We start from the raw sequence: 23,379 nt of genomic DNA, 5'->3' as shown, positions 1-23,379 counted from the left end.
GACAGCCTCAGGGCAACAGGGGCAAGCCGGAATCCCTCGGGAACCGGTAAGCCCCGCCCAGATTGTTCAGCTCGATATTGAGGGTGCGGATGTGCTGGATGGTGGTGCTGTCCAGGCTGTTCTGGAGTACCGTCATCCAGCCGCCATTACCCACCGGGGCCGAAGTCAGCGACATCCCGGCAGCACCCGTGGCCTGAACGTTCATAACGGTTTCCATCTGTTGCATCTGTTGGGTTAACCGGTCGCTGTTCATGGCCTGGTTCAGGTCCGGAATATTCAGCCGGTTCACCACCAGGGTTTCACCGTTCACAGCCACCAGCTGTTCCAGGCCGATAGCAATCTCCAGGCCATCCAGCACGAAACCGCCACGCAGCATCGCCAGCTCGGAATCCGGCAGGGCTTGCACGGGCAGCTTCAGCTCCGCCCCTGCCGTGCCGGCAAGCATCAAGAAGGCAACCAGAAAGCACGCTTTGCGTTTCATAGCCTCACCAATCCTGTGTACTGGGCCAGTACGGCAGGGTATGACCCAAAGCCGGGCTTCCCAGCCCCTTGAACAACGGCGCCCGGGCCAGCCCCGGCCAGTCATTTTTTGCCAGGAAGCCCGCCCGCCCCTGATCCAGGTGGCTGCGGATTACAAACGCCGAGCCATCCCAATGTTGCTCGAACTCCGCCACGCTGTAGGCTTTCAGGCCCCGGGCCGGGTCGCCCACCAACACCTCTGTATCACTGATGCCCTTGATCACCACAAAGTGCCGGTAACCGCCCAGGGTCACCAACGCAATCACCGGAACCCGTACCTGCTCGCGGATACCCGCCAGCGGCATTCTGAAGCCATCGGCCTGATAGCCCTCAGCCTCCAGGTAACGCTTCATATCCAGCATCGAGAAGCCTTGCTGGCGCACCTTGTCCTGATCCGCCAGGGCCAGCATATCGGCAAACACTTCCTGCTCGGTAACCGGGCGGTCGTAGTGGAACGACAGTAAAGACGCCAGCGCCGCCGAGCCACAACTGAAATCGTATTGCTGCCGCATCACGTCAGTGAAACGCCGGTCCTGAAAACTGCTGACCGATACGGGAATATCACCACCGGTTCCGGGTACCAGAATCGTACCGGCAAAAACGGTGGACCAGAGCGCACAGCCCAAGGCACCAGCCAGCACCTTTGCCTGAATCGCCATAGCCCACCTCCGGATTACTGGTTAAGAAGAATGTTGATCTGGGTGCTGTCCTGGATCACCACCTGGTTACCGGTGTTCTGGATAACCGTGGCCACACCGCTCATGTTCTGGAACGCCTGGTCAGAAATCCGGTTATCACCGGTCAGAATATTTCCCGACAATACGTTGTCGCTGACCATGGCATTCTGCTCAGTCTCGTTCAGCTGCCACTGGATGGGGATGCCCTGCCGGCCGCTGGCCGCTTCGAGCTGTCCCGAATCCATGGGTTCAAAGCCTGCCCAGTCCTGGGCAACGGCCAGTGACGGCAATCCTGCCAGCACAAGCACCAGTACCCTGTTGATCATTCTGGCCATGACACATCTCCTGTCATGTATGGGCTGCCCGCAATGGGCAGCCCACATGGCCTTAGTTGCCACCTGCGCTCAGATTAGACATCACGCTCACGTTGGCCTGGGTCACGCTGCCAACGCCGGCGTTCTGGGCAATGGCGCCCACACCGGTGAAGTTGGCAGATCCACCGGAGATCTCGTTGGAGGTCCGGGTGTCAACGTAGGAGCCACCACCATTGGCATCGCCATAGGTGACGTTGCTGCCGGTGACCGAACCACTCAGCTCGGCGTCGTTCATGAACACTTCCATCGACAGGTTCAGCGTAGTAGTGCTGTTGTCAGAGTTGTCACTGCTGTCGCTGTTGTTGGAGTCAGTGTTGGTGGTGGAGTTGTCCGAACTGTCACTGGCTATCTTGAACGAATCGTTCACGCTGGTGCTGTTGTCGGAACTATCGGAGTTGTCTGAGTTATCAGAGTTATCCGAATTGTCTGAGTTATCGGAATTATCCGAATTGTCCGAGTTGCCGCTGTCAGCAACCTTGAACGAGTCGTTCACGCTGGTGCTGTTGTCGGAGTTATCGGAGTTATCGGAGTTATCCGAGTTGTCTGAGTTATCAGAGTTGTCAGAATTATCGGAGTTGTCTGACATGTTGTTGCCGGTGTCCGCGATCTTGAACGAATCGGAGACACTGGAACTGTTGTCGGAGTTATCCGAGTTGTCCGAATTATCGGAGTTATCACTGTTATCGGAATTATCCGACATGTTGTTGCCGGTATCGGCAATCTTGAACGAGTCAGCAACACTGGAGCTGTTGTCGCTATTGTCGCTGTTATCGGAATTATCGCTGTTATCGGAGTTATCCGAGTTGTCCGACATGTTGTTACCCGCGTCGGAAATCTTGAAGGCATCATTCAGACTGCTGCTGTTGTCTGAATTATCGGTGTTGTCAGTGGTTGTGGTTGTATTGGTGGTTGAGTTGTCGTTACCGGAATTGGTGTTTCCGGATCCCTCATCAGCATTCACGTTCGGGCTACCATTACCACCGAGGTCGGCGTATGCGCCTGCGGAAAGACCCAGGCCCAGAGCGATAGCAGCTGCCAGCAGAGTTTTTTTAGTTTTCATGATGTCATGTCCTTTTGATGGGATTGGCTTAACGGGATCCGCCCCAGTCCCTCAGGTAGTCGGGTAAGCCAAGGTCCAGATCCGTACAACGGTAAGAGCGATTACCGTGCCAACTCCAGGTCAAGTCCCATAACATACTGAATAAAAAGCCACTTTCGACACTCAGTACAATCCCCGGATTTCCAGCCGACCTCCAACCTGTTGCAGTGCTGAAACAGCCTGTCGCCTCTGTACCACTGCAGAAAGTCTCTTGGCACCAGAAATCAGTCACATAGCCCGAAACGCCGGTGTCAAAAAACAAAAACCCCGCAGGGCGCAAGCCATGCGGGGTTTTCTGTGGTCGGTGAGGGCTGCGCCCTCACCGGAACATCATGGACCGGTCGATTAACCGAACTGGTTCATGGTGTTGTCTTTACCACCGGCCTTCAGAGCCGCTTCACCAGCGAAGAACTCTTTGTGGTCATCACCGATGTTGGAACCGGCCATGTCCTGGTGCTTCACAGTAGCGATGCCCTGACGGATTTCCTGACGCTGTACACCAGCAACGTAGGCCAGCATGCCTTCGTCACCGAAGTAGCCCTTGGCCAGGTTGTCGGTAGACAGAGCCGCAGTGTGGTACGTCGGCAGAGTGATCAGGTGGTGGAATACACCTGCTTCACGGGACGCATCACGCTGGAAGTTACGGCACCACTCGTCAGCCAGCTGACCCAGCTCGGTGTTGTCGTACTCGGCGCTCATCAGCTTGGCACGGTCGTAGGCAGATACGTCTTTGCCTTCTTCCTGCATGGCATCGAACACCTGCTGACGGAAGTTCAGGGTCCAGTTGAAGGACGGGCTGTTGTTGTAAACCAGCTTGGCGTCGGGTACCACTTCCTTGATGCGGTTAACCATGGCAGCGATCTGGCCAACGTGCGGCTTCTCGGTTTCGATCCACAGCATGTCTGCGCCGTTCTGCAGGCTGGTGATACAGTCCAGAACAACACGGTCTTCGCCAGAGCCAGCTTTGAACTGGAACAGGCCAGAGGCCAGGCGCTTCGGCTTCAGCAGCTTGCCGTTGGACTTGATCACAACGTCGCCGTTCTCGATCTGGGAAGCGTCGTCGATGTACTCACCGTCCAGGAAGCTGTTGTACTGGTCGCCCAGGTCACCCGGCTCGTTGGTTACAGCGATCTGCTTGGTCAGGCCAGCACCCAGGGAGTCAGTACGGGCAACGATAACACCGTCGTCTACACCCAGCTCCAGGAACGCCAGGCGAACCGCGTTGATCTTGGACAGGAAGTCGGCGTGCGGAACAGTTACTTTACCGTCCTGGTGGCCACACTGCTTCTCGTCAGATACCTGGTTCTCGATCTGGATACAGCAAGCACCGGCTTCGATCATCTGCTTGGCCAGCAGGTAGGTCGCTTCGGCGTTACCGAAACCAGCGTCGATGTCGGCAATGATCGGCACAACGTGGGTTTCGTGGTTGTCGATCTGCTTGATCAGCTCAGCAGCCTTGGCGCTGTCGCCAGCTTCTTCAGCTTCGTCCAGGGCGCGGAACAGGTGGTTCAGTTCCCATGCGTCAGCCTGGCGCAGGAAGGTGTACAGCTCTTCGATCAGGCCGGAAACAGCAGTCTTCTCGTGCATGGACTGGTCAGGCAGCGGACCGAACTCGGAGCGCAGGGCAGCAACCATCCAGCCAGACAGGTACAGGTAACGACGCTTGGTGGTACCGAAGTGCTTCTTGATGGAGATCATCTTCTGCTGGCCGATGAAACCGTGCCAGCAACCCAGAGACTGGGTGTACTGGGAAGAGTCAGCATCGTACGCAGCCATGTCTTCACGCATGATCTTGGCGGTGTACTTGGCGATGTCCAGACCAGTCTTGAATTTGTTCTGGGCGCGCATGCGGGCAGCGTGCTTCGGGTTGATGGCGTTCCAGGTCGGGTTCTGCTTCAGGATGGAAGCGATTTGGTCGACGTCTTGTGCGTAGGGCATGATCTCTATCCTTTCTACGTTTATGTTCAAAAGGTTCGGAACGCTGCGGCCAGCAGCTTCCGAGGCCAACCACCTGTCTGACAAACCCGGCAGGTGGTGACGTTGGGCGTAACTTTAGTGCTTTCGAATTTATAATTGAAATTTATATGGTGTATTTTCGGCATTTTTTCTGTGAATACCAATCAGCAGGTCTAAATGCCTGAAAAATACCCCCTGCACGCGGGCTGAACTCTTTGATTACCCCCAGCATATCCCATGCTAGGATTAACCGGACTGACCTGGATCAGCCACAGCGTCCACCTGGCACCTACAAGGGCTCTCCGTGTTTTATATCCGGTCCTTTTTGCATTCGTTGTTACACGCCCTGAAAAATCTGTTACCCATCGTCGTGGTGGTCGGTTTCTTCCAGCTGGTTATTCTGCAGCAGGTGTCGGATGACCTCGGCAGCATGGCCATCGGCCTGTTAATTGTTGCCGTGGGCGTGGCATTGTTCTTACAGGGACTGGAGCTGAGCATTTTCCCGGTGGGCAAAAGCCTGTCGAACCAGTTCGCCCGCAAGGGCTCCCTGGCCATACTGCTGTCGTTCGGCTTTGCCATGGGATTCTCCGCGGTTATTGCCGAGCCCGCGCTGATTGCAGTGGCAGAGCAGGCCCAGACCATCAGTGAGGGGCGAATTGACGGCCTCACCCTGAGGATACTGGTAGCGGTCTCTGTGGGCTTCGTCGTTGCCCTGGGTGTTTTCCGCACCATTTTCGGCTACCCGCTGCACTGGTTCATGATCACCGGCTACGTCATCGTGGTGATTGTTACCTGGTTTGCACCGGAGGAAATTGTCGGGCTGGCCTATGACTCCGGCGGGGTGACAACCAATGTGGTGACGGTGCCCCTGATCGCCGCTCTCGGCATCGGCCTGGCGGCCTCGATCCGGGGCCGGAACCCGTTGATTGACGGCTTTGGCCTGGTGGCACTGTCCGTCATGGTGCCCATGATCACCGTGCAGGTGTACGGCATGGTGGCTTACTCCGGCGGCACCGGGGCCGCAGCCATGGAGGCCATCACAGCGCAGGTTGCGCAAGCCCCGGCGAAGTCCGGCATAATTGCGGCCCTGCTCGACCTGGCCGGCATGTTGAGGGATGTGCTGCCGATCATCATCACCGTTCTGTTCTTCCAGTACCTGGTGTTACGCCGGAAGCTGAGCAATCCGAAGAAGATTGCCTTCGGCTTTGCGCTGGTGATCCTCGGCCTGTATGCCTTTGTTGTCGGCCTGAAACTGGGCTTGTTCCCCATCGGCACCAGCATGGCCGAGCAACTGATGGCCATGGACAGCTATGCGCCCGTGTACCTTTTCGCCCTGATGATCGGGTTTGCCACAACCATGGCAGAACCGGCACTGATCGCCATCGGCAAGCAGGCGGAAGAAGCCGCCGCGGGTGCCCTCAACGGCAATGCCATTCGCCTGTTGGTAGCTGTGGGGGTGGCCGTTGGCATCACCATTGGTGTGCACCGGATCATCACCGGAGATTCCATTCACTATTACATTATGGGCGGCTATATCCTGGTGATTCTGCTCACCCTGCTCGCCCCCCGATACATCGTGGCACTGGCCTATGACCTTGGCGGCGTGACCACCTCGGAAGTCACGGTACCGCTGGTAACGGCCCTGGGGATTGGACTGGCCAGCAGCATAGAAGGCCGTAATGTCCTGATCGACGGTTTTGGCCTGATTGCCTTTGCCTCGATCTTCCCGATCGTTACTGTGATGACCTATGCCATCGTATCCCAATACCGATCTGAACGCAGGAAGGAAACCCAATGAAGTTCTCTGCACTGGTAGCAATTGTCCCTGAAGACCTGGAACAGGACTGCATCGATGCAGCCCGCGAACTCGGCGCCGGCGGCATTACCGTCATGACCGGCCGCGGCATCAGCAACACCGCCAAGAAGACGTTCTTCGGCCTGACCTACGACGGCAGCCAGAGCGTGCTCCTGATGGTGCTGGAAAAAGGCCTGTCGCTGGAGATTCTCAAAGCCCTGCAGAAGGTGATCATGCCGGACCCGGCAGACTCCCAGGGCCTGATCTTTACCGTTCCGCTGGAGCACCTGGGTGGCATCGACATGGCCCAGGTGGAAAAATTCGAACAACACCTGAAAGACTCAATCTGATCGGAGAGCGCTCATGAAACTGGTCAAAGATGTGATGGTCACCGACATCATCAAGATCTCGCCCTTCGCAACCCTGCGGGAGGCACTGACGCTGATGAAGCGCCACAACGTGAAATCCCTGGTGGTCGAGCGCCAGAGCGAACACGATGCCTGGGGGCTGATCACCTATACCAACGTGCTCAAATCGGTGATTGCAGAGGATGGCGATATCGACCTGCTGAATGTCTACGATGTCTGCGCCAAGCCGGTGATCAGCGTGGGCGAAAACCTCGCCTTGAAGCATGCCGCCACCCTGATGTCCGAGTATCGGGTCAAGCGACTGCTGGTACTGAAAGACAACGAAATGTGCGGCTTTGTGGTGATGGACGACATCATGGATGCCCTGCTCGATACCATCGACTGAACCGGGCCAGCCTCAGGTCTGGCACATCACCAGCAACTGGTCTCCCTCCTGCAGGTCCAGGTACTGTTTACGGGGCGGGTTCATGACCAGGTGGCGCCCCCGCTCATCGGCCCGGGCCCTGAATACACCCAGCGCAATCTCGCCCCGGGCCGCGACTGTTTTCTCCAGTAACTGGAAGGTCGCGCTGGCCGGCAGCGGGTAGTCGTGGGGATCACGGAACTGGATCTCGGCGCCGCCGGCCGTGAACAGCTCGTCGAGCACCACCCGCAATTCCCTTCGTAAAGCCACCTGGGCCAGGACGTGGCTCAGAATCATCGGGCTGATCAGCATTTCACTTTGATGGCCATACAACAGGTGGCGGTTGTCCGGATCACTCAGCTCCATAATAACCTGGGGCCGGCGGGTGGATTCCGACAGAATATCTTCCAGCTGCAGGTAACCCACCATGGCACGGGCATCGGCCTCTTCCCCGGAGCCTATCCGGTCGCTGCTCAGCAACATCACGGTGTCGTAACTGGCCGGCGCCAGCTTGCGCAGGTCTTCTTCCACCATGTAATCGGCTTCCAGCAGGCGGCCATTGATCCGTTCAAGGTCCACGCCATAGCGGGACATCTCACGCTGACGCTCTTCCAGCGGGGTTGCCGATACCATGTCCAGCTGGAACTGTCGCCCCGCGTAGCTGCCAAACTCCGCCGCCAGGCTCGGCACCCGTCGGTTCCAGCCGAGAACCAGCACCCGGTGAGGCCCCTGCTGGCGGCTCGGCTGCACAGAGCCGCTGATGCGTTCCACTGCAGCCAGGGGGTCCACCTTGGTATCCGGCCCCGTGTGTTCATAGTCGCTGGCCATCAGCACTACCCGGTCTTCGTTACGGATCACCGTGTCTGACGGCGCCAGCAGGTTAACCTGCCAGCCTTTGGCTGCCGGCTGCAACAAGCCCAGCACGACGGCATGGGGCCGCTGCGTTGCCAGCTCGCTCAGGGTCAGGCCCTCGGCGGTTTCGCCACCCCGCACAAAGATCTCGTTGCCTTCACCGGCGGTCAGCAATTCGTTGTAAACCTCGGACAGGTTCGGGTGCAGCACGTTCTGCACCATCAGGCGGCTAATGGTGGCATCACCGGCCACCACCTCGACCGAGCCGGGATAGGCCCGCTCGACCACCGGGAGCTTTCGCATGTCCTGGATTTCTGCCACCACAAACGGCAACGGAGAACTGAAATGGCGGGCCTGGGCGGCGATAGACAACAGGGCTTTGACGGTTTCGATATCGGAGGTCACCAGGCTGCCGGCATCATGGCCCTGGCTGGGCACAATCACTGCCGCAGCGTCCAGGCAGGCGACCCGGTGCAGGGCTTCGGGCTGAATAGCCGAACCGCTTCGCAGGATCACTTCCCTGGCCCGGCGGCCCACGCCCGGCTCGTTGATCAGCTCATGCAGCTGTTCGGCACTGGCTTCTTCCGCCAGCACCACCAGCCGAAGTTTCTGGGTATCGTGCTTTTCCAGAAAGCGCTGCATCCGGCCGGATGAACCAAACAACTCGGCCACCAGCGGCGGGGTCTGGGCTGTCCAGCCCAGCACCACCACATGGTTTTTCAGGGTAACCGGGGTCAGGCCCCGCTCCAGGTCTTCCATCTTGGCAATCAGCCAGCGGGTGAGGATGGCCACCAGGGTGCCCATAAACACCACATAGCCGGAGATGGTCAGCAGGGTAGACACAATGCGCTGCCAGGTGCCGACATCGTCCCCCAGGTAGCCGGGGTCGGTCAGGCGAAGGAAGGCCCACCAGATAGCGGAGCCGGCATCCTTGAACTCACCGGCCGGCGGCAACACCACCAGCAGGCCGCCAATCAGCGAAATCAGGCCAATAAAACCGCCCACCACCAGTAACTGGAAGCCGGCACCTTTGACCAGCTGGCGCTCAACAACAAACTTGATTCGATCAACAATCCGGAACGGAAGCATGCCTGCCCCTTGCATCAACTATGCGGGGCAGTTTATCGCAGTTTTCAGGCTTCGCCAGAAACAACGCCATTCAGGGCCGCTTCCAGTGTGGGATAAAAGCGGCTGATACCGGGCTCCGGCTTTACGCCAGCCCTCGCCAGCGTGCGCAAAGGCTGGAACTGCAAGTCCGCAATCACTATTTCCGTGCCGGTATTCCGGCAGCTGGAAATCAGCTTGTTCAGGGCCGACAAACCGCCCGCATCCAGTATGGTGACACCGTCCATATACAGCACCAGGCCCCTGGCCTGCCGGGACAGGCCTGCCAGCTCGCCAAACACCCGGTCTGCCGCCGCAAAGAACAGCGGGCCGTTGATCTTGAATACCTGCCAGCCCTCGGGCAGCTCCGCCTGTACGATGCGCTTGTTACCGGTAATATCGGTCACCTTGGTCATCTGCGCCATCTCCCGCATGAACAGCACCGCCGCCAGCAAAACGCCGGTCGTGATAGCAATCACCATATCCAGCGCCACGGTCAGGCCAAAGCAGGTCAGGAACACCAGGATATCGCTGCGGGGCGCGGTTTTCAGAAGGTGAACCGCCTTCGGTGCTTCACTCATGTTCCAGGCCACCATCACCAGCAACGCAGCCATGGCGGGCATGGGCAGGTAGGCCAGGATGCCGGCCAGCGACACCAGCGCCAGCAACACCACCAGGGCATGGATCATCGCCGACACCGGCGATTCCGCCCCGGCCCGGTAGTTGGCAGCGGAACGGGCAATGGCAGCGGTGGCGGTAATACCGCCAAAGAACGGCACCAGAATGTTACCGATGCCCTGCCCCATTAATTCGCTGTTAGCGCTGTGGCGCTTGCCGGTCATGCCATCAAGCACCACTGCGCACAGCAGGGATTCGATGGCGCCCAGCATAGCAATGGCAAAGGCCGCCGGGATCAGCTCCCGGAACAGTTCCCAGCTCAGCCCTATCGGTTCACCGGCTGCCCCCGCCTGCTGCCAGGGCCAGGCGAATTCCGGCAGGAACGGCGGAATACCGGCACCGGTGCTGCCATCCGGCAGCAGGTAACTGAAACGGGAGCCGATGGTTTCAACGGCAGCCCCCTGGCTGTTCATCCACAACGCCAGCAGGCTACCCACCACCACCGCCGGCAGGTGCGGCGGCACCGGGGTTTTCAGGCGGGGCCAGAGCAGCATGACCGCCAGCGTAGCCAGAGCCACCAGGGTGCTCATGGCATCCAGCGCCGGTAATTGCTGGCCCAGCACCGCCAGTTTGTCCCAGTAATGCTCCGGCATGGTCTCGACTGGCAAACCGAAAAAGTCCTTCACCTGCAGGGTGGCAATCACCACGGCAATACCCGCGGTAAAGCCCAAAGTGACGGACTCGGGTATATACTCGATAAAGCGCCCGAGACGCATCAGCGCCATAATCACCAGCAACACCCCGGACATCAGGGTGGCCAACAACAAGCCACCCAGGCCATGGCTCTGTGCAATCGGGTAGAGAATAACCACAAAGGCCGCGGTCGGGCCGGAGATACTGAACCGGCTGCCGCCGAACAGGGCGATCACAAAGCCGGCAATAAAGGCCGTGTACAGCCCGTACTGGGGCGCAACGCCACTGGCAATGGCCAGCGCCATGGCCAGCGGAATGGCGATGATGCCGACCGTGATGCCGGCCATCGCATCTTTCAGGAAACGGCCACCGGTGTAGCGCTCGTCAATACAGGCCTCACGGACAGCGTGGGCGAATCTGAGCGAAAAAAGATGAGCACGGTGGGACATCGCTGGCGGCTCCTGGTTGCGAACGAGACGTTATCATTATATGCTCATTACGATTACATTCAATGTTAACCTGATTAACATAGCATGAGCGTTGATACCTATGCCCAAGGAAAACCGAACCGCACGCCTCACCCTGCTGATTGACCCGGAAAAGAAAAAGGTCTTTGAAGCCCTGTGCAAAGAGGAAGATGTAACGCCGTCCCAGAAGGTCCGGCAGTTTATCCGGGAATATGTGGAAGCCCGGCTGGGCCCGGACTGGCGCGAAGACTCCCGCCAGAAAACCGACTGACCGGCAAAGCGTATAAGCCCCTATGAAACCTTTATTCGCCAGCCTCCTGTTAACACTCGCCACCGTCACCGGGTGCGCCGCTGTGCCGGCGGACAACATTCCGGCACGGCCCGGCAGCCAGTACGATGCGGTGGTTGTGGCAGCGAAGAACGACACTCCGGTTACCGTTGAAGAGCTGGCCCGCCAGCTGGCCGACACCGATATCGTAGTGATCGGCGAGTACCACGGCCACCACGCTTCCCACCTGCTCCAGGCCCGGCTGCAACAAGCCCTGTACCGGCAAAACCCCGCCCAGATCCTGAGCATGGAACAGTTCAACCTGGACCACCAGGCTGCCGTGGATGCCTACCTGGCCGGCACAACCGGCGAAACCGAAATGCTGGAAGACGCCAACGCCTGGGACAACTACAAGGCCTCCTACCGGCCGCTGGTGGAATTTGCGCGCCAGCATCAGCTACCGGTGATCGCCGCCAACGCACCGGCGGATACGGTTCGCTGTGTCGGCCGGGAGGGTAAGGCTTACCTGGACAGGTTGCCGGAAGCGCAGCGCTCAGCCCTGCCGCAGCAGGCCTTCCTGGACACCCCGGAATATCGGGACAAGTTCATAGACGCCATCAGCGGCAGCCATGGTACGGAACAGGCTGAACTCTCCGGGCGCATGCTCAACACCTACCAGGCCCAACTGCTCCGGGATAACACCATGGCGCACCGGATGGTGGAAGCGCTCCGCAACCGGCCCGGGCATCAACTGGTGCATACCACCGGCACCTTCCACAGCGAGCAGCGCCTTGGTACCGTGGCGGTGCTGGAACAACGTGCACCGGAACTGGATATCACGGTAATCTCGCCTGTCGAATGGCCGGCCAACGAAGCAGACATGCCGCTGGCAAAGCACCGCCACAAAGGCGACTATCTGTACTTTATCCAGCCCATGCCCCGGGAATTCCGAGACCCGGAACGGGAGCGAGAGGCCATGCAGGCCCGGTTCGGCCAGCGCACCACGACCAACTGTGATTAATCACAAGGAGTAAGCATGAAAGTTGTCTCTGCCCTGATCATCGGCCTGTGTGCCATTTTTGCCGCGTCTCTGCTCAGCGAAGGACTGATGGGGCTGCGCACGGCCGACCGCTACGTGACGGTCAAGGGCGTGGCGGAACGGGAGGTGCAGGCAGACCTTGCATTGTGGCCAATCCGCTTTGTCGCCACCGGCAGCACGCTGGACGAAGCCCAGAACAAAACCCGCAGCAGTCGCGAAGCCATCATGGCCTTTCTGAAACTGCAGGCGATTGAGGAGTCGTCGGTTGAACTGCAGTGGCTGGATGTTACCGATACTCGCGCCAATCCATACTCCGGCAACAACAACGAGCAGCAGTACATCATCAACCAGACCCTGATGGTGCGCAGCACCGACATAGACCGTATCCGCCAGGCGGCACAGAACGTGAGCGAACTGGTGGATTCCGGTGTGGTGCTGTCGTCGGACTACGGCCCCGGCGGCCCCACCTATTTGTTCAGTGGCCTGAACGATATCAAGCCGCAAATGATCGCCGAAGCCACCGTTGCCGCCCGGGAATCCGCCCAGCAATTTGCCCGGGATGCCGATGCGGAGCTCGGCGGCTTGCGACGGGCCAATCAGGGGATTTTCCAGATCCTCGCCCGGGACCAGGCCCCGGGGGTTTCGGAACAACAGCAGCCGTTAAAAACCGTGCGTGTAGTCTCTACCTTCGACTACTACCTGGAGTAACCGGGTTACTGGGTGGCCACCATTTCGTCGGTAACCTGGTAATCCCCGGCCAGCCAACGCAGAATTTCGTGGGCAGCCGGGTGATCAAAGGCATCGTAGGTGTGCATCAGCGCCTGTTTTTTCTCATCGCTGATGCGCGCCAGCCCGGTGTCCTGCAGCACCAGCAAGTCTTTGTGCAGCTGCTCCGCCAGCTCCAGCCCCAACACCTCCCTTGCCGCGTGCAAAAACGCCTGGCCATACTGGTAGTCCGGCCCCTGACGATAGGATTCCGCCAGGGTAATGGCCGGAATACTGGTGAGCACCGGTTGCAGCGCAGGGTTGATGGCGTGGCCTGAAAGATAGGCGGCGTTGCCCGCAGGGCGGCCGGTAAATCCGCGCAGGTGTAAATGCCGGGACATGCGGTCGCCGTCGTTGACCGGATAGTTATCCCAGAGCAGAGGCTTACGGCCCAGCAACTTGCTGATACGCTTGAGATGCCCCGGTGAAATCTCACGGGAGCAGACTTCCTCCCCGGTCCAGAAAATCCGCACATCGCGGTCCAGCTCCGCACCCAGGGTTTCCAGGTAATCTGCCGGCCGCTGGCCAAACACACGGTCCAGCACCGGGTCATCGGAATAGTAGGTGGGGCACACACTGATCTTCGCAGCCGCGGTGTGCTCCTGCACCCACCGGATAATTCCGGCCTGGGTTCGGGCCAGCTCCGGGGTATCCGGGTGCATATCGTCGAACAGGATGGCCAGCTCCTGAATACCCAGGCGATCCAGCATTTTCAGCTTTTTCGCCAGGGCATCCCGGGCGGCGTCATCGAAGTTGTTGAAAACCTCGAACGGGCTCAGCCCTACGCCGAAACGCACCCCTTCGCGCCGGCAGAATCCGGCAAAATCCGCCAACGCCTCGGCCTGTTCCGGCGGATGCGGCTCCTGCCAGCGCCGGCGCAAGTATGGATCGGCCTTGGGCGCGTACAGGTAGAAACCATAGCCATGGGTGGTCAGGGCGTTAACCAGCTGGCGCCGCTCGCCCCAGCTCCACACCGGGCCATAAAATCCTTCGATAATACCCAGCTCTACCGTCATCTCACTCGCTCCCTGACCAAGGTTTCTTATCATCATATACCCTACCCGGGCACAGGTCAGGCCCGGCGAACCAGGAAGAAACGGAAGGGATTGCTACGACTCATCAGGCTTATGATCCCGATCAACAGGCAAAGGGCATGGCAGGCAGAGAATATTGTCTAGACTTACAGACAAACCGACATTTCAACAGCCATTCTGACCGGAGATATGCCGTATGGAAATCAAAACCTTCGCAGACCTGATCGACTGGACCCGGCAACTGCACGCCCACCTGGCGCGTTGCCTGCACGAATCGGCCGGCCAGCATAAAGACGAGCGGGCCAGTGCCCTGCTGGATTACATCAGCAGCCACGAGACCCTGCTGGAAAAGGCGGTGGCCGAATATGAAAACCAGGCCGATCCGAAAGCCATGCAAACCCGGCTTTACGATTACGGGGTGCACAAACCCATCGAAAAAAACCGGACCTGCAGCACCGATTACTCAGCGCTGGACTTCGCCGGCATTGCCCGGGAGATCTTTGATTTTCATGACCAGGTCATGGCACTCTACGACAGCCTGATCGGCAAGGCAGAGATCCCCGAAGCCAAGTCTCTGCTGGAAGACCTGAAATCGCTGGAAGAACATGAAGCCATGCGCCTGGCCAGCCAGATCGGCCGGATGAACGATTTGTGAAAACCGTTCGTATAGCTCCGAGGCCTTAGACATATGTCTTAATTCGAGCAACTGCATAGCACAACCATTGTGTTTGTGAACTAGACTGCAAGAACAAGCCGGTCACCCAAAAAGCGGCTGGCTCTGAGCCAAAGACAATTACAACAACATCAGAGGTTAGAAGAGCAATGAAGATCCGTTCTGTTCTATCCGCGGCTGTACTGGCTGTGGCAACGACATTTGCCGCCACACAGGCGCTGGCACAAGACAAATTCACCCTGAAACTGGCCGAAACCTGGGGCCCCAACTTTCCCATTTTCGGTGACACAACCAAGCGTTTTGCCGAAACCGTCGAGAAAATGTCTGACGGCCGGCTGACCATCCGCATCGACTCCGCCAACAAGCACAAAGCGCCGCTGGGCGTGTTCGATATGGTCAAGGCAGGCCAGTACGACATGGGCCACTCTGCCTCCTACTACTGGAAAGGCAAGGTTCCGGAAACCCTGTTCTTCACCAGCATGCCGTTCGGCATGAACGCCATGGAACAGTACGCCTGGTTCTACCACGGCGGCGGCATGGAGCTGATGCAGGAAGTGTATGAGCCCCACAACATGCTGTCGTTCCCCGGCGGCAACACCGGTGTGCAGATGGGCGGCTGGTTCCGCAAGGAAATCAAGTCGCTGGAAGACCTGCAAGGTCTGAAAATGCGCATCCCGGGCTTTGCCGGCGAAGTCTTCGCCGAGGTGGGTGTTAACCCCACCAACATCGCCCCGGGCGAGCTGTACACAGCCCTTGAGCGCAACACCATTGATGCCGTTGAGTGGGTAGGTCCGGCCCTGGATCTGCGTCTTGGCTTCCAGCAGATCGCCGATTACTACTACACCGGTTGGCACGAGCCGGCCACCGAGCTGCAGTTCCTGGTCAACAAGCGTGTATGGGAACGCCTGCCGGCAGACCTGCAGGAAATCATGCGGGTAGCCATGCGCACCGCTTCCTACGACATGCTGGTACATTCCCAGCATGAAAACGCCAAGGCCTGGGCCAACATCAAGCAAGACTACCCGAACGTACAGATCAAACAGTTCCCGGAAGACATCTTCCAGGCCATGTACGATGCCAACAAAAAACTGCTGACAGAAGCGGCGGAAGACAGTGCAATCGCCAAGAAGATCATTGATTCCCAGCTGAGCTACCAGGAGCAGAGCCGGGCTTACACGGATATTTCCGAAAGGGCCTATCTCAACACCATGGCGGAAGTCGAGTAAACTGGGCGCCATGCAGCAACAGAGCCGGGATCGCTCTTGGAGAGGTCCCGGCTTTTTGCTTTCTAATCAGAACAGAAAATCCGCTCTGCGGAGGACGATGTACAGATGCGCTGGATAATAAAACTGGACGAGGGCCTGGCCTGGGTCTCGAAAGTGTGTGGCTGGGTGGCGTGCATTGCCATGATCCTGATGGCCGCCAACGTGTTCTACGACGTGCTCACAAGGTATGTGTTTAACGACGTCTCCATCGCCATGCAGGAAATGGAATGGCACCTGTATTCGGTGGTGTTCCTGCTGGGCATTCCCTATGCCCTGCGCACAGACAGCCACGTTCGGGTAGACGTGTTCTACACCAACTGGAGCCAGAAGCGCAAAGCCTGGGTGAACCTGATTGGCGCCCTGATCTTTGTTGTGCCCTTCGCCTACCTGATCGGCTTCTACGGTTACAGCTTTGCCCAGGACGCCTACCAGATGGGTGAAGGCAGCGGCGACCCGGGCGGCTTGCCACACCGCTGGATTATCAAGGCCGTGATTCCTTTCTCTGCCGTGTTTATGGCGACCGCCGGCCTGAACATGGCCACCTACGCCCTGAGGGTGATGGCAGGTGATAAAGAATACGAAGGCGAGCACAGTGCGGGAGGTCTGGCATGATCGGCATGATTATGTTCGGCGTGGCACTGGTCATGCTGATGCTGGGTTTCCCGGTGGCTTTCACCTTCGGTGGCGTGGCGCTGTTCTTTGGCATCTTCGCTGAAGGCATGGATCTGTTCGCGTTCATGCCCTACCGCATCATGAGTGTGATGCAGAACACCGTCTTGATGGCCGTACCCCTGTTTATCTTCATGGGCGTGGTGCTGCAGCGCACCAGGCTGGCCGAGCAGCTGCTCACGTCCATGGGCCGGCTGTTTGGCGGCCTGCCGGGCGGCCTGGCTATCTCCACCATCCTGGTGGGCGCATTGCTGGCTGCGTCCACCGGTGTGGTCGGCGCCAGTGTGGTGGCCATGGGCCTGATCTCCCTGCCGGTGATGCTGGCCCATAACTACGACAAGCGCCTGGCCACCGGTACTATCTGTGCGTCTGGCACCCTGGGCCAGATTGTGCCGCCGTCCATTATCCTGATCATTCTGGGGGATGTGCTGGGCCTGCCGGTGGGCGACCTGTTCAAGGCCGCAGTGATGCCCGGCATCGTTCTGATCGGCCTGTACATTATCTACATCCTGGTGATCACCCGCCTCAAGCCCCAGACAGCGCCGGCCATGCCGCCGGATGACAGCATCAGCCGTGGCAAGGAAATACGCGATGCGTTGCTCGCGATTATCCCGCCGCTGGCACTGATTGTGGTGGTGCTTGGCTCGATCTTTACCGGCATTGCCACCCCCACCGAATCGTCCGCACTGGGTGGTGTGGGTGCGGTGGTCCTGGCCATCATCTATCGCCAGTTCTCGTTCAAGATGGTGTGGGATGCGGCCAGGGATACCGTCAGCGTAACCGCCATGGTGTTCGCCATCCTGATCGGTGCCACCGCCTTCTCCATGGTGTTCAGCTACACCGGCGGCGACTACCTTCTGGAAGAATGGCTGCTGATGCTGCCGGGCGAACAGTGGGGCTTCATCATCCTGGCCATGCTGGTGATCCTGGTTCTGGGCTTCTTTATCGACTTCGTGGAGATTTCGTTCATCATCGTGCCGATCCTGGCGCCGGTGGCCGAAGCCCTGGGCATCAACATGCTCTGGTTCGCCATCCTGGTGGCCATGAACCTGCAAACCAGCTTCCTGACGCCACCGTTCGGCTTCGCCCTGTTCTACCTGAAAGGGGTGGCGCCACCAAACGTCAAAACCACCGATATCTACAAGGGCATACTGCCGTTCATCCTGCTCCAGATCCTGGTGCTGGCGATGATCATCATATTCCCCGAATGGTTTGGCATGAGCGCTACTTACTAAGACTTGTACCTTCCGGGATCGGGCACCCGCCCGATCCCGGTTTTCGCCCCGGTTTACCCTCCGTTTTCGCCAATACCTGACAAATCCTGATCATTTTCTATACTGAATCAGAAACGCGACTCTCAGCCTGATTTCGGGACCGCACAGGAGTACAGAGAACAAAGGGAGAGCCTGCCGTGACACAGAACACCGCCCGCAAACCGGAATATTCCGGAAGCGACCCAAGAGGCCAGGGCCATGTACTGACCCTGCCCCTCGAAAACAGCCAGACCGACCGGGAACCCCACAGCTACGAGCGCTGGCTGGTGGCCAAGCTGATGCGTATGGCCGGTTCGCCACCGGTGCGCTTCCGCCTGTGGAACGGCGAGACCATCGAACCGGAACAGCAACCCGCCCGGTTCACCCTGAGCCTGGCCGATCCCAAAGCCCTGTATTCACTGGTGGCCAATCCCAACCTGGCGTTCGGAGACCTGTACAGCGCCGGCCGACTGGAAGTAGACGGCGACCTGCCGGATCTTATGGAGGCCATGTACCGGGCGGTTCATGCGGCGCGGCAGAAGTGGCCGAAATGGCTGGATGCACTTTGGCGCAACCACAACCCCCGGCCTACCGGGATTTCCGAAGCCAGGGAAAACATCCACCACCACTACGATCTGGGCAACGAGTTCTACCGGCTCTGGCTGGATAAGGCAGAAATGCAGTACACCTGCGCCTATTACGAGCAGGCAGACAATACCCTGGAACAGGCCCAACTGGCCAAGCTGGAACATGTGTGCCGCAAACTGCGCCTGAAACCGGGCATGACCGTGGTGGAAGCCGGTTGCGGCTGGGGCGGCCTTGCCCGTTATATGGCCCGCAATTACGGGGTAACCGTGCATGCCTACAACATTTCCCGGGAGCAACTGGCCTATGCCCGGGCCGAGGCAGAGCGGCAGGGCCTGGATAACCTGGTCACCTATGTGGAAGACGACTACCGCAACATTGAGGGCCAGTACGATGCCTTCGTCTCCATCGGCATGCTGGAGCATGTGGGCAAGGACAACTACCCGGCCCTGTCGGAACTGATCAAACGCTCCCTCAAACCCGATGGCATTGCCCTGCTGCACAGTATCGGGCGTAACCGGCCGATGCTGATGAACGCCTGGATCGAGAAACGGATTTTCCCGGGCGCCTACCCGCCCAGCATTGGCGAGTTTATGGAACTCTGCGAACACGGCGATTTCTCGGTGCTGGATGTGGAGAACCTGCGCCTGCACTACGCCCAGACCCTGAGCCACTGGATGGACAATTTCACCGCCAACCAGGACAAGGTAACGGAGATGTACGACGAGCACTTCACCCGGGCATGGCGGCTGTACCTGGCCGGCTCCATTGCCGCCTTCCGGGCCGGCTCATTGCAGCTGTTCCAGGTGGTATTCACCCACGGCGATAACAATCAGCTGCCCCGGAGCCGGCAGGATCTTTATACCTTCCCAGCCACACCGGAGGGCATTTGATGGATTACTACGATGTGATCATTGTCGGCGCCGGCCCCGCCGGCGCTACCCTGGCCCGGGCGCTGGAGGGCGCGGGCAAGCAGGTGCTGATTATCGACAAGGCCGAATTCCCCCGGGATAAAACCTGCGCAGGCTGGGTAACCCCCGCGGTACTGGCAAGCTTGGATATTGATGCCAACGAGTATGGCAATGGCCGCACCCTGCAACCCATTCGCCGCTTCCGCATCGGCATGATGGGCCAGGACGCGGTGGAGAACAACCACGGTGAAGTGGTCAGTTACGGCATCCGCCGCTGCGAGTTTGATGACTACCTGCTTGGCCGGGTGTCCTGCACCAAACAGCTGGGTACGCCGGTAAAATCCATCACCCGTGACAGCGGCAACTGGGTGATCAACGAACAATGGCAGGCGCCGTTACTGGTGGGCGCCGGCGGTCACTTCTGCCCTGTGGCCCGGCAGCTGGGCAACGGCCCCGGCAAGCATGAAACCGTGGTTGCGGCCAAGGAAGTAGAGTTCGAGATGACACCGGAACAGGCCCGCGCCTGCGAAGCCCGGGGCGACACGCCGGAGCTCTGGTTCTGCCGCGATCTCAAGGGCTATGCCTGGGTATTCCGCAAAGGCAGCTACCTGAACATCGGCCTGGGCCGGGAAGACAATCACCGACTGACGGATCACCTGGAAGCCTTTGTAGAAGATATGAAACAAGCCGGGCGCATTCCCGCCGACCTGCCCGGCCGGTTCAAGGGTCACGCCTACCTGCTGTATGCCCACGCCGACCGCCCGCTGCTGGACGATGGCGTGTTGCTGATCGGTGATGCCGCAGGGCTGGCCTACACCCAGAGCGGCGAAGGCATCCGCCCGGCCATCGAATCGGCCCTGATGGCTGCGAAAGTGATACAGGAAGCCCCGGATTATTCTGCGGTTTCCCTGCAGCCCTACGGCGAACAGATCGCGGCCCGCTTTGGCAATCGGGCGTCTGAGCAGGAACATGGTTTTGACTTGCCGGAATGGCTCAAGCAACCCATTGCCAGCACGCTGATGCGCTCACACTGGTTTACACGGAAGGTGGTGACAGAGAAATGGTTTTTACACCAGCAGGTGCCGCCACTGGATGTGGCGGTGTGAGATGCACAAAGGCCGGGCATTGCTGCCCGGCCTTTGTTTTTCCATGCGCCAACCGTGGGTATGACTGTGGTTGGTGCTTTGGAGGTAGTGCTTAGAACTTCACGCGCATGCCGGCCAGGAAGCCCATGTCGGTGTCGTCTTCATCAGTGTCAGCAATTTCAGCAAACACGCTTACGTTCTTGGCTTCCGGGAACTTATAAGTCACGTTAGCGTACCAGCCAGTTACGTCTTCTTCGTTGTCCTCTTCCTGGTTCTGCATACCGATTGCAACGCCGGTAGTGCTGGTGACGTCGATGGTAGCAGCAACGTTATACAGGGTGGTTTCGCGATCTGTGTTGCTGTCGTCGGTGACACTGTAGTCAGCGGCCAGGCCAAACATGCCAAAGTCGTAACCGGCGCTCAGACCCCAGGTGTCCAGGGAATCACCACCAATCGGAGTGTGCTGCTGGAAAGCGGCAGCCAGTTCCAGACCAGCGATTTCGGTAGCAGCGAACAGATCGAAGAATTCACCGGTGATGCCATCTTTGTCTTCGGCTTCCAGCTCGTAGCTTGCAACCAGGTATACCTGATCCAGTTCTACGTCTACGCGGAAGGTGTCATCGCCGTCTGTGTCTACCGCATCAAACTGATCTTCGTCCAGCGGTGCTTCATAGGCTTCTTCGATGCCGAATTCGTCAGAAGCGAAGTTCTGCTTACCGAAGGAGAAAGAGGTTACGCCGTACTGGATACCAACATATGCCTCTTCAATCGGCTCATCTGTTGACGCGTAATTGTCACCGGCAATTTCTTCTTCATTACCATTGGCGTGATCTTTAAAGTCAAGATCCAGACGGCCAAAGGCTTTCATGTTATTGCCGAGCTCATAGCTTACGTAGTTTTTGATTTCCAGGTCGTCGAAATCAACATATTCATTTTTGTTGTCACCAATTTTCGGGTAAGCGGATTAAATGGTTGATCTTACCTTTGCATGAGAGTGAGACAGACCGGCATCTCATCGGATTATCTGGTTGATGCTTCACCTACTGCTGGTGCATGTTTCCTTCGCTAATTCCAGCAAGAACCCCACACGCCTCAACTTCCCGGTCATCGTTGCAACTCGCTCTCAGTGAAACGAGTTGTTTCTCAAGCGCTTGCAGAGCGGTTATCTGCGACCGCACATGAGAGATGTGATCATCGAGCAAGGCGTTGACGGCGGTACAAGGCTGATGAGGGTCGTCCTGATAGCTCTGTAGTTCGTGAATCTCAGCCAGTGACAGGCCCAGGATTCTGCAGCGACGGATGAAGGCCAGCCCCTCACCATGCTTCTCGGTATAGACACGGTAACCGTTGTCCTGCCGATCAGGCGGCGGCAACAAGCCCTGCTGTTCATAGAAGCGGATCGTCTGTGTTTCGACCCCTACCAACTGCGCCAACTGACCAATGCGCATCAGCCTCCTCCCCAACGGATTCTTTACTCTATTGACCTTATAGTAGCTTTATAGTTTTAAATGGTACCACAACATTGTTCAAGTGGAGTCGTATCATGAGCAAATCCTGTGGTGGCGCCTGTGGCGGTGATGCAACGTCCGCAGCGGATACCGATATACAGGCCTCCTCCGAGGCGCCAGGGAGATGGGTCAGTGTTTATGCCGTGCCGAAGATGGACTGTCCATCAGAAGAACGAATGATTCGCCTAGCCCTGAACGGCTTTGAGGAGATTCGGGCGCTGTCCTTCGACTTGTCGAACCGCCGGCTGAAGGTCGTGCATGACGGCGAGGTCGAGCCCGTCACCTCGAAACTGAAGACCTTGGGGCTAGGCGCCTCGCTTCAGGAAACCGTCGCTGCAAATCCGGAGACCATCAAGGCCGCCGAGTTTTCGGCAGCTTCTGCTAAGCAAGAATCCGGGACCCTGCGCTGGTTGCTCGGCATCAATGCACTTCTGTTCGTGGTGGAAATGACTGCCGGTCTGATCGCCCAGTCCACCGGCCTGATTGGAGAATCCCTGGACAATTTTGCCGATGCGGCGGTGTACGGGCTTGCCCTTTATGCGGTTGGACATAGCGTGAAAATGCAGGTACGTGCCGCGCATCTTGCTGGTGTACTGCAACTGATCTTGGCTGTGGGCGTGCTCGTAGAGGTGGTGAGACGCTTTGTATTCGGTAGTGAGCCTGAATCGCTGGTGATGATGGCTATCGCATTCGTCGCATTGATTGCCAATACCAGTTGTCTGCTGCTCATATCCAAACATCGGGAAGGCGGGGCGCACATGAAGGCAAGCTGGATATTCTCGGCCAACGACGTGGTGATCAACCTGGGGGTCATCACCGCCGGCGCCCTGGTCGCGTGGACCGGTTCCAATTATCCGGATCTGATTATCGGCACCATCGCGGGGGGCATTGTACTTAACGGTGCCAGACGCATTTTGGCGTTGAAGGGTTAAATAATGCTCATTATTGGCAAAAAGCTCTTGGGACGCCACCACACGGCTCCAGGCAGAAGCCGCCCTGGACGAGTGGATAGCCACCATCCCGAAGGGCCAAAAGGAAGTCTGGAGCGATCTGGTCAGGGCAGTGGGAAACTGGCGCGAAGAGACCATGACCTACTTCGAGACGGACATGCCCGTCACCAACGCTTACACGGAGTCCATCAACCGACTGGCCAAGGACAAGAACCGTGAAGGGCGCGGTTACTCCTTCGAGGTGATGCGGGCACGAATGCTCTACACCACGAAGCACAAGAAAAAGGCACCGACTGCGAAGGTCTCTCCTTTCTACAAGAAAACCATCGGTTACGGACTGCCGGACTTCGCAGAGGAACTCAACTACGGAGTCGATCTATCAACCATCTGAGGGTGGTATCAGATTGATGGGGTGAAGGTGCCCCATCAACCATTAAATCCGTATACCC

The 23,379-nt window shown here is 58.4% G+C and carries 23 protein-coding genes and 1 pseudogene; 14 read left to right on the top strand and 10 right to left on the bottom strand.

Annotated elements, in window-relative coordinates:
- Positions 1 to 7: 7 nt before the first annotated feature.
- The 5 genes from B9Q17_RS12045 to B9Q17_RS12025 all read right to left on the bottom strand — a co-directional run bounded on the left by B9Q17_RS12045 (position 8) and on the right by B9Q17_RS12025 (position 4,607).
- Positions 8 to 481 carry a hypothetical protein gene (locus B9Q17_RS12045; protein WP_094625406.1) on the bottom strand — a complete coding sequence of 158 codons (474 nt, stop codon included), beginning with the start codon at positions 479 to 481 and terminating at the stop codon, positions 8 to 10.
- 4 nt (positions 482 to 485) lie between these two features.
- Complete coding sequence (locus B9Q17_RS12040; protein WP_094625405.1) at positions 486 to 1,178, bottom strand: C39 family peptidase; 693 nt, start codon at positions 1,176 to 1,178, stop codon at positions 486 to 488.
- Positions 1,179 to 1,192: 14 nt separating this feature from the next.
- Positions 1,193 to 1,531: a hypothetical protein gene (locus B9Q17_RS12035; protein ID WP_094625404.1), complete on the bottom strand. Its 339-nt coding sequence runs from the start codon at positions 1,529 to 1,531 to the stop codon at positions 1,193 to 1,195.
- A 52-nt stretch (positions 1,532 to 1,583) separates the two neighbouring features.
- Entirely contained in the window at positions 1,584 to 2,630 is a 1,047-nt protein-coding gene (locus B9Q17_RS12030) for a hypothetical protein (RefSeq protein ID WP_094625403.1), read from the bottom strand.
- 384 nt (positions 2,631 to 3,014) lie between these two features.
- Positions 3,015 to 4,607 (bottom strand): isocitrate lyase, encoded by a 1,593-nt coding sequence (locus B9Q17_RS12025; protein WP_094625402.1) that lies wholly within the window; start codon positions 4,605 to 4,607, stop codon positions 3,015 to 3,017.
- A gap of 343 nt (positions 4,608 to 4,950) precedes the next feature.
- Between B9Q17_RS12025 and B9Q17_RS12020 the strand changes: the two genes are divergently transcribed.
- From B9Q17_RS12020 to B9Q17_RS12010, 3 genes are read left to right on the top strand one after another with little or no spacing between them, the layout of a single operon-like run.
- Positions 4,951 to 6,423, top strand: coding sequence for a DUF1538 domain-containing protein (locus B9Q17_RS12020; RefSeq protein ID WP_244177383.1), 1,473 nt, complete (start codon positions 4,951 to 4,953; stop codon positions 6,421 to 6,423).
- A complete protein-coding gene (locus B9Q17_RS12015) occupies positions 6,420 to 6,770 on the top strand; it encodes a P-II family nitrogen regulator (RefSeq protein ID WP_022988389.1) in 351 nt (116 codons plus the stop codon). Before B9Q17_RS12020 ends, B9Q17_RS12015 begins: the two co-directional genes overlap by 4 nt.
- Before the next feature lie 13 nt (positions 6,771 to 6,783).
- Positions 6,784 to 7,173 (top strand): CBS domain-containing protein, encoded by a 390-nt coding sequence (locus tag B9Q17_RS12010; protein ID WP_094625400.1) that lies wholly within the window; start codon positions 6,784 to 6,786, stop codon positions 7,171 to 7,173.
- A 12-nt stretch (positions 7,174 to 7,185) separates the two neighbouring features.
- On the opposite strand, the gene B9Q17_RS12005 is transcribed toward B9Q17_RS12010, so the two are convergent.
- Complete coding sequence (locus B9Q17_RS12005; RefSeq protein ID WP_094625399.1) at positions 7,186 to 9,132, bottom strand: CASTOR/POLLUX-related putative ion channel; 1,947 nt, start codon at positions 9,130 to 9,132, stop codon at positions 7,186 to 7,188.
- Between the two features lie 44 nt (positions 9,133 to 9,176).
- The gene (gene dauA / locus B9Q17_RS12000) at positions 9,177 to 10,907 is read right to left on the bottom strand and encodes a C4-dicarboxylic acid transporter DauA (protein ID WP_094625398.1); all 1,731 of its coding nucleotides are present in this window, start codon (positions 10,905 to 10,907) and stop codon (positions 9,177 to 9,179) included.
- A gap of 100 nt (positions 10,908 to 11,007) precedes the next feature.
- On the opposite strand from dauA, the gene B9Q17_RS11995 reads away from it, so the two are divergent.
- The 3 genes from B9Q17_RS11995 to B9Q17_RS11985 are packed head-to-tail and all read left to right on the top strand — an operon-like array spanning position 11,008 to position 12,940.
- Complete coding sequence (locus B9Q17_RS11995) at positions 11,008 to 11,196, top strand: ribbon-helix-helix protein (protein ID WP_022988393.1); 189 nt, start codon at positions 11,008 to 11,010, stop codon at positions 11,194 to 11,196.
- Between the two features lie 22 nt (positions 11,197 to 11,218).
- A complete protein-coding gene (locus tag B9Q17_RS11990; RefSeq protein ID WP_244177382.1) occupies positions 11,219 to 12,214 on the top strand; it encodes a ChaN family lipoprotein in 996 nt (331 codons plus the stop codon).
- 15 nt (positions 12,215 to 12,229) lie between these two features.
- Positions 12,230 to 12,940: an SIMPL domain-containing protein gene (locus B9Q17_RS11985; RefSeq protein ID WP_094625397.1), complete on the top strand. Its 711-nt coding sequence runs from the start codon at positions 12,230 to 12,232 to the stop codon at positions 12,938 to 12,940.
- 5 nt (positions 12,941 to 12,945) lie between these two features.
- Here B9Q17_RS11985 and B9Q17_RS11980 read toward each other — a convergent pair whose 3' ends face one another.
- On the bottom strand, positions 12,946 to 14,013 hold the full coding sequence (locus tag B9Q17_RS11980; RefSeq protein WP_094625396.1) for a beta-N-acetylglucosaminidase domain-containing protein: 1,068 nt from the start codon (positions 14,011 to 14,013) through the stop codon (positions 12,946 to 12,948).
- 214 nt (positions 14,014 to 14,227) lie between these two features.
- Here B9Q17_RS11980 and B9Q17_RS11975 point away from each other — a divergent pair, with 214 nt between their 5' ends.
- The 6 genes from B9Q17_RS11975 (at position 14,228) to B9Q17_RS11950 (ending at position 20,493) form a co-directional block, all read left to right on the top strand.
- Positions 14,228 to 14,686: a hypothetical protein gene (locus tag B9Q17_RS11975; RefSeq protein WP_058341900.1), complete on the top strand. Its 459-nt coding sequence runs from the start codon at positions 14,228 to 14,230 to the stop codon at positions 14,684 to 14,686.
- 167 nt (positions 14,687 to 14,853) lie between these two features.
- The gene (locus B9Q17_RS11970) at positions 14,854 to 15,930 is read left to right on the top strand and encodes a TRAP transporter substrate-binding protein (RefSeq protein WP_022988398.1); all 1,077 of its coding nucleotides are present in this window, start codon (positions 14,854 to 14,856) and stop codon (positions 15,928 to 15,930) included.
- A 105-nt stretch (positions 15,931 to 16,035) separates the two neighbouring features.
- Complete coding sequence (locus B9Q17_RS11965) at positions 16,036 to 16,581, top strand: TRAP transporter small permease subunit (protein WP_058341901.1); 546 nt, start codon at positions 16,036 to 16,038, stop codon at positions 16,579 to 16,581.
- Positions 16,578 to 17,873, top strand: a complete 1,296-nt coding sequence (locus tag B9Q17_RS11960) for a TRAP transporter large permease (RefSeq protein ID WP_022988400.1) — start codon at positions 16,578 to 16,580, stop codon at positions 17,871 to 17,873. Before B9Q17_RS11965 ends, B9Q17_RS11960 begins: the two co-directional genes overlap by 4 nt.
- A gap of 176 nt (positions 17,874 to 18,049) precedes the next feature.
- Positions 18,050 to 19,369, top strand: coding sequence for an SAM-dependent methyltransferase (locus B9Q17_RS11955; RefSeq protein ID WP_094625395.1), 1,320 nt, complete (start codon positions 18,050 to 18,052; stop codon positions 19,367 to 19,369).
- Positions 19,369 to 20,493: an NAD(P)/FAD-dependent oxidoreductase gene (locus B9Q17_RS11950; protein WP_058341904.1), complete on the top strand. Its 1,125-nt coding sequence runs from the start codon at positions 19,369 to 19,371 to the stop codon at positions 20,491 to 20,493. The genes B9Q17_RS11955 and B9Q17_RS11950 overlap by 1 nt, the downstream gene beginning before the upstream one ends.
- Before the next feature lie 91 nt (positions 20,494 to 20,584).
- On the opposite strand, the gene B9Q17_RS11945 is transcribed toward B9Q17_RS11950, so the two are convergent.
- A complete protein-coding gene (locus B9Q17_RS11945; protein WP_227508389.1) occupies positions 20,585 to 21,376 on the bottom strand; it encodes a porin in 792 nt (263 codons plus the stop codon).
- 136 nt (positions 21,377 to 21,512) lie between these two features.
- Positions 21,513 to 21,920, bottom strand: coding sequence for a Cd(II)/Pb(II)-responsive transcriptional regulator (gene cadR, locus B9Q17_RS11940; RefSeq protein WP_004364961.1), 408 nt, complete (start codon positions 21,918 to 21,920; stop codon positions 21,513 to 21,515).
- 95 nt (positions 21,921 to 22,015) lie between these two features.
- Between cadR and B9Q17_RS11935 the strand changes: the two genes are divergently transcribed.
- Entirely contained in the window at positions 22,016 to 22,912 is an 897-nt protein-coding gene (locus B9Q17_RS11935; protein ID WP_004574643.1) for a cation efflux transmembrane domain-containing protein, read from the top strand.
- Between the two features lie 28 nt (positions 22,913 to 22,940).
- Positions 22,941 to 23,321 (top strand): annotated as a pseudogene (locus B9Q17_RS11930) (transposase); the annotation flags it as partial.
- Positions 23,322 to 23,379: the final 58 nt, after the last annotated feature.

Source organism: Marinobacter vinifirmus (genome assembly GCF_002258215.1).
In the GTDB taxonomy this organism is placed as follows: Bacteria; Pseudomonadota; Gammaproteobacteria; order Pseudomonadales; family Oleiphilaceae; genus Marinobacter; species Marinobacter vinifirmus.
This window is presented reverse-complemented; position numbering and strand designations above follow the sequence as displayed.

What these genes read in the sequence shown, in the direction of transcription:
- B9Q17_RS12045 (WP_094625406.1), bottom strand. Translation starts at nt 481, where the DNA reads ATGAAACGCAAAGCGTGCTTTCTGGTTGCCTTCTTGATGCTTGCCGGC.
- B9Q17_RS12040 (WP_094625405.1), bottom strand. Translation starts at nt 1,178, where the DNA reads ATGGCGATTCAGGCAAAGGTGCTGGCTGGTGCCTTGGGCTGTGCGCTC.
- B9Q17_RS12035 (WP_094625404.1), bottom strand. Translation starts at nt 1,531, where the DNA reads ATGGCCAGAATGATCAACAGGGTACTGGTGCTTGTGCTGGCAGGATTG.
- B9Q17_RS12030 (WP_094625403.1), bottom strand. Translation starts at nt 2,630, where the DNA reads ATGAAAACTAAAAAAACTCTGCTGGCAGCTGCTATCGCTCTGGGCCTG.
- B9Q17_RS12025 (WP_094625402.1), bottom strand. Translation starts at nt 4,607, where the DNA reads ATGCCCTACGCACAAGACGTCGACCAAATCGCTTCCATCCTGAAGCAG.
- B9Q17_RS12015 (WP_022988389.1), top strand. Translation starts at nt 6,420, where the DNA reads ATGAAGTTCTCTGCACTGGTAGCAATTGTCCCTGAAGACCTGGAACAG.
- B9Q17_RS12010 (WP_094625400.1), top strand. Translation starts at nt 6,784, where the DNA reads ATGAAACTGGTCAAAGATGTGATGGTCACCGACATCATCAAGATCTCG.
- B9Q17_RS12005 (WP_094625399.1), bottom strand. Translation starts at nt 9,132, where the DNA reads ATGCTTCCGTTCCGGATTGTTGATCGAATCAAGTTTGTTGTTGAGCGC.
- dauA (WP_094625398.1), bottom strand. Translation starts at nt 10,907, where the DNA reads ATGTCCCACCGTGCTCATCTTTTTTCGCTCAGATTCGCCCACGCTGTC.
- B9Q17_RS11995 (WP_022988393.1), top strand. Translation starts at nt 11,008, where the DNA reads ATGCCCAAGGAAAACCGAACCGCACGCCTCACCCTGCTGATTGACCCG.
- B9Q17_RS11990 (WP_244177382.1), top strand. Translation starts at nt 11,219, where the DNA reads ATGAAACCTTTATTCGCCAGCCTCCTGTTAACACTCGCCACCGTCACC.
- B9Q17_RS11985 (WP_094625397.1), top strand. Translation starts at nt 12,230, where the DNA reads ATGAAAGTTGTCTCTGCCCTGATCATCGGCCTGTGTGCCATTTTTGCC.
- B9Q17_RS11980 (WP_094625396.1), bottom strand. Translation starts at nt 14,013, where the DNA reads ATGACGGTAGAGCTGGGTATTATCGAAGGATTTTATGGCCCGGTGTGG.
- B9Q17_RS11975 (WP_058341900.1), top strand. Translation starts at nt 14,228, where the DNA reads ATGGAAATCAAAACCTTCGCAGACCTGATCGACTGGACCCGGCAACTG.
- B9Q17_RS11970 (WP_022988398.1), top strand. Translation starts at nt 14,854, where the DNA reads ATGAAGATCCGTTCTGTTCTATCCGCGGCTGTACTGGCTGTGGCAACG.
- B9Q17_RS11965 (WP_058341901.1), top strand. Translation starts at nt 16,036, where the DNA reads ATGCGCTGGATAATAAAACTGGACGAGGGCCTGGCCTGGGTCTCGAAA.
- B9Q17_RS11960 (WP_022988400.1), top strand. Translation starts at nt 16,578, where the DNA reads ATGATCGGCATGATTATGTTCGGCGTGGCACTGGTCATGCTGATGCTG.
- B9Q17_RS11950 (WP_058341904.1), top strand. Translation starts at nt 19,369, where the DNA reads ATGGATTACTACGATGTGATCATTGTCGGCGCCGGCCCCGCCGGCGCT.
- cadR (WP_004364961.1), bottom strand. Translation starts at nt 21,920, where the DNA reads ATGCGCATTGGTCAGTTGGCGCAGTTGGTAGGGGTCGAAACACAGACG.
- B9Q17_RS11935 (WP_004574643.1), top strand. Translation starts at nt 22,016, where the DNA reads ATGAGCAAATCCTGTGGTGGCGCCTGTGGCGGTGATGCAACGTCCGCA.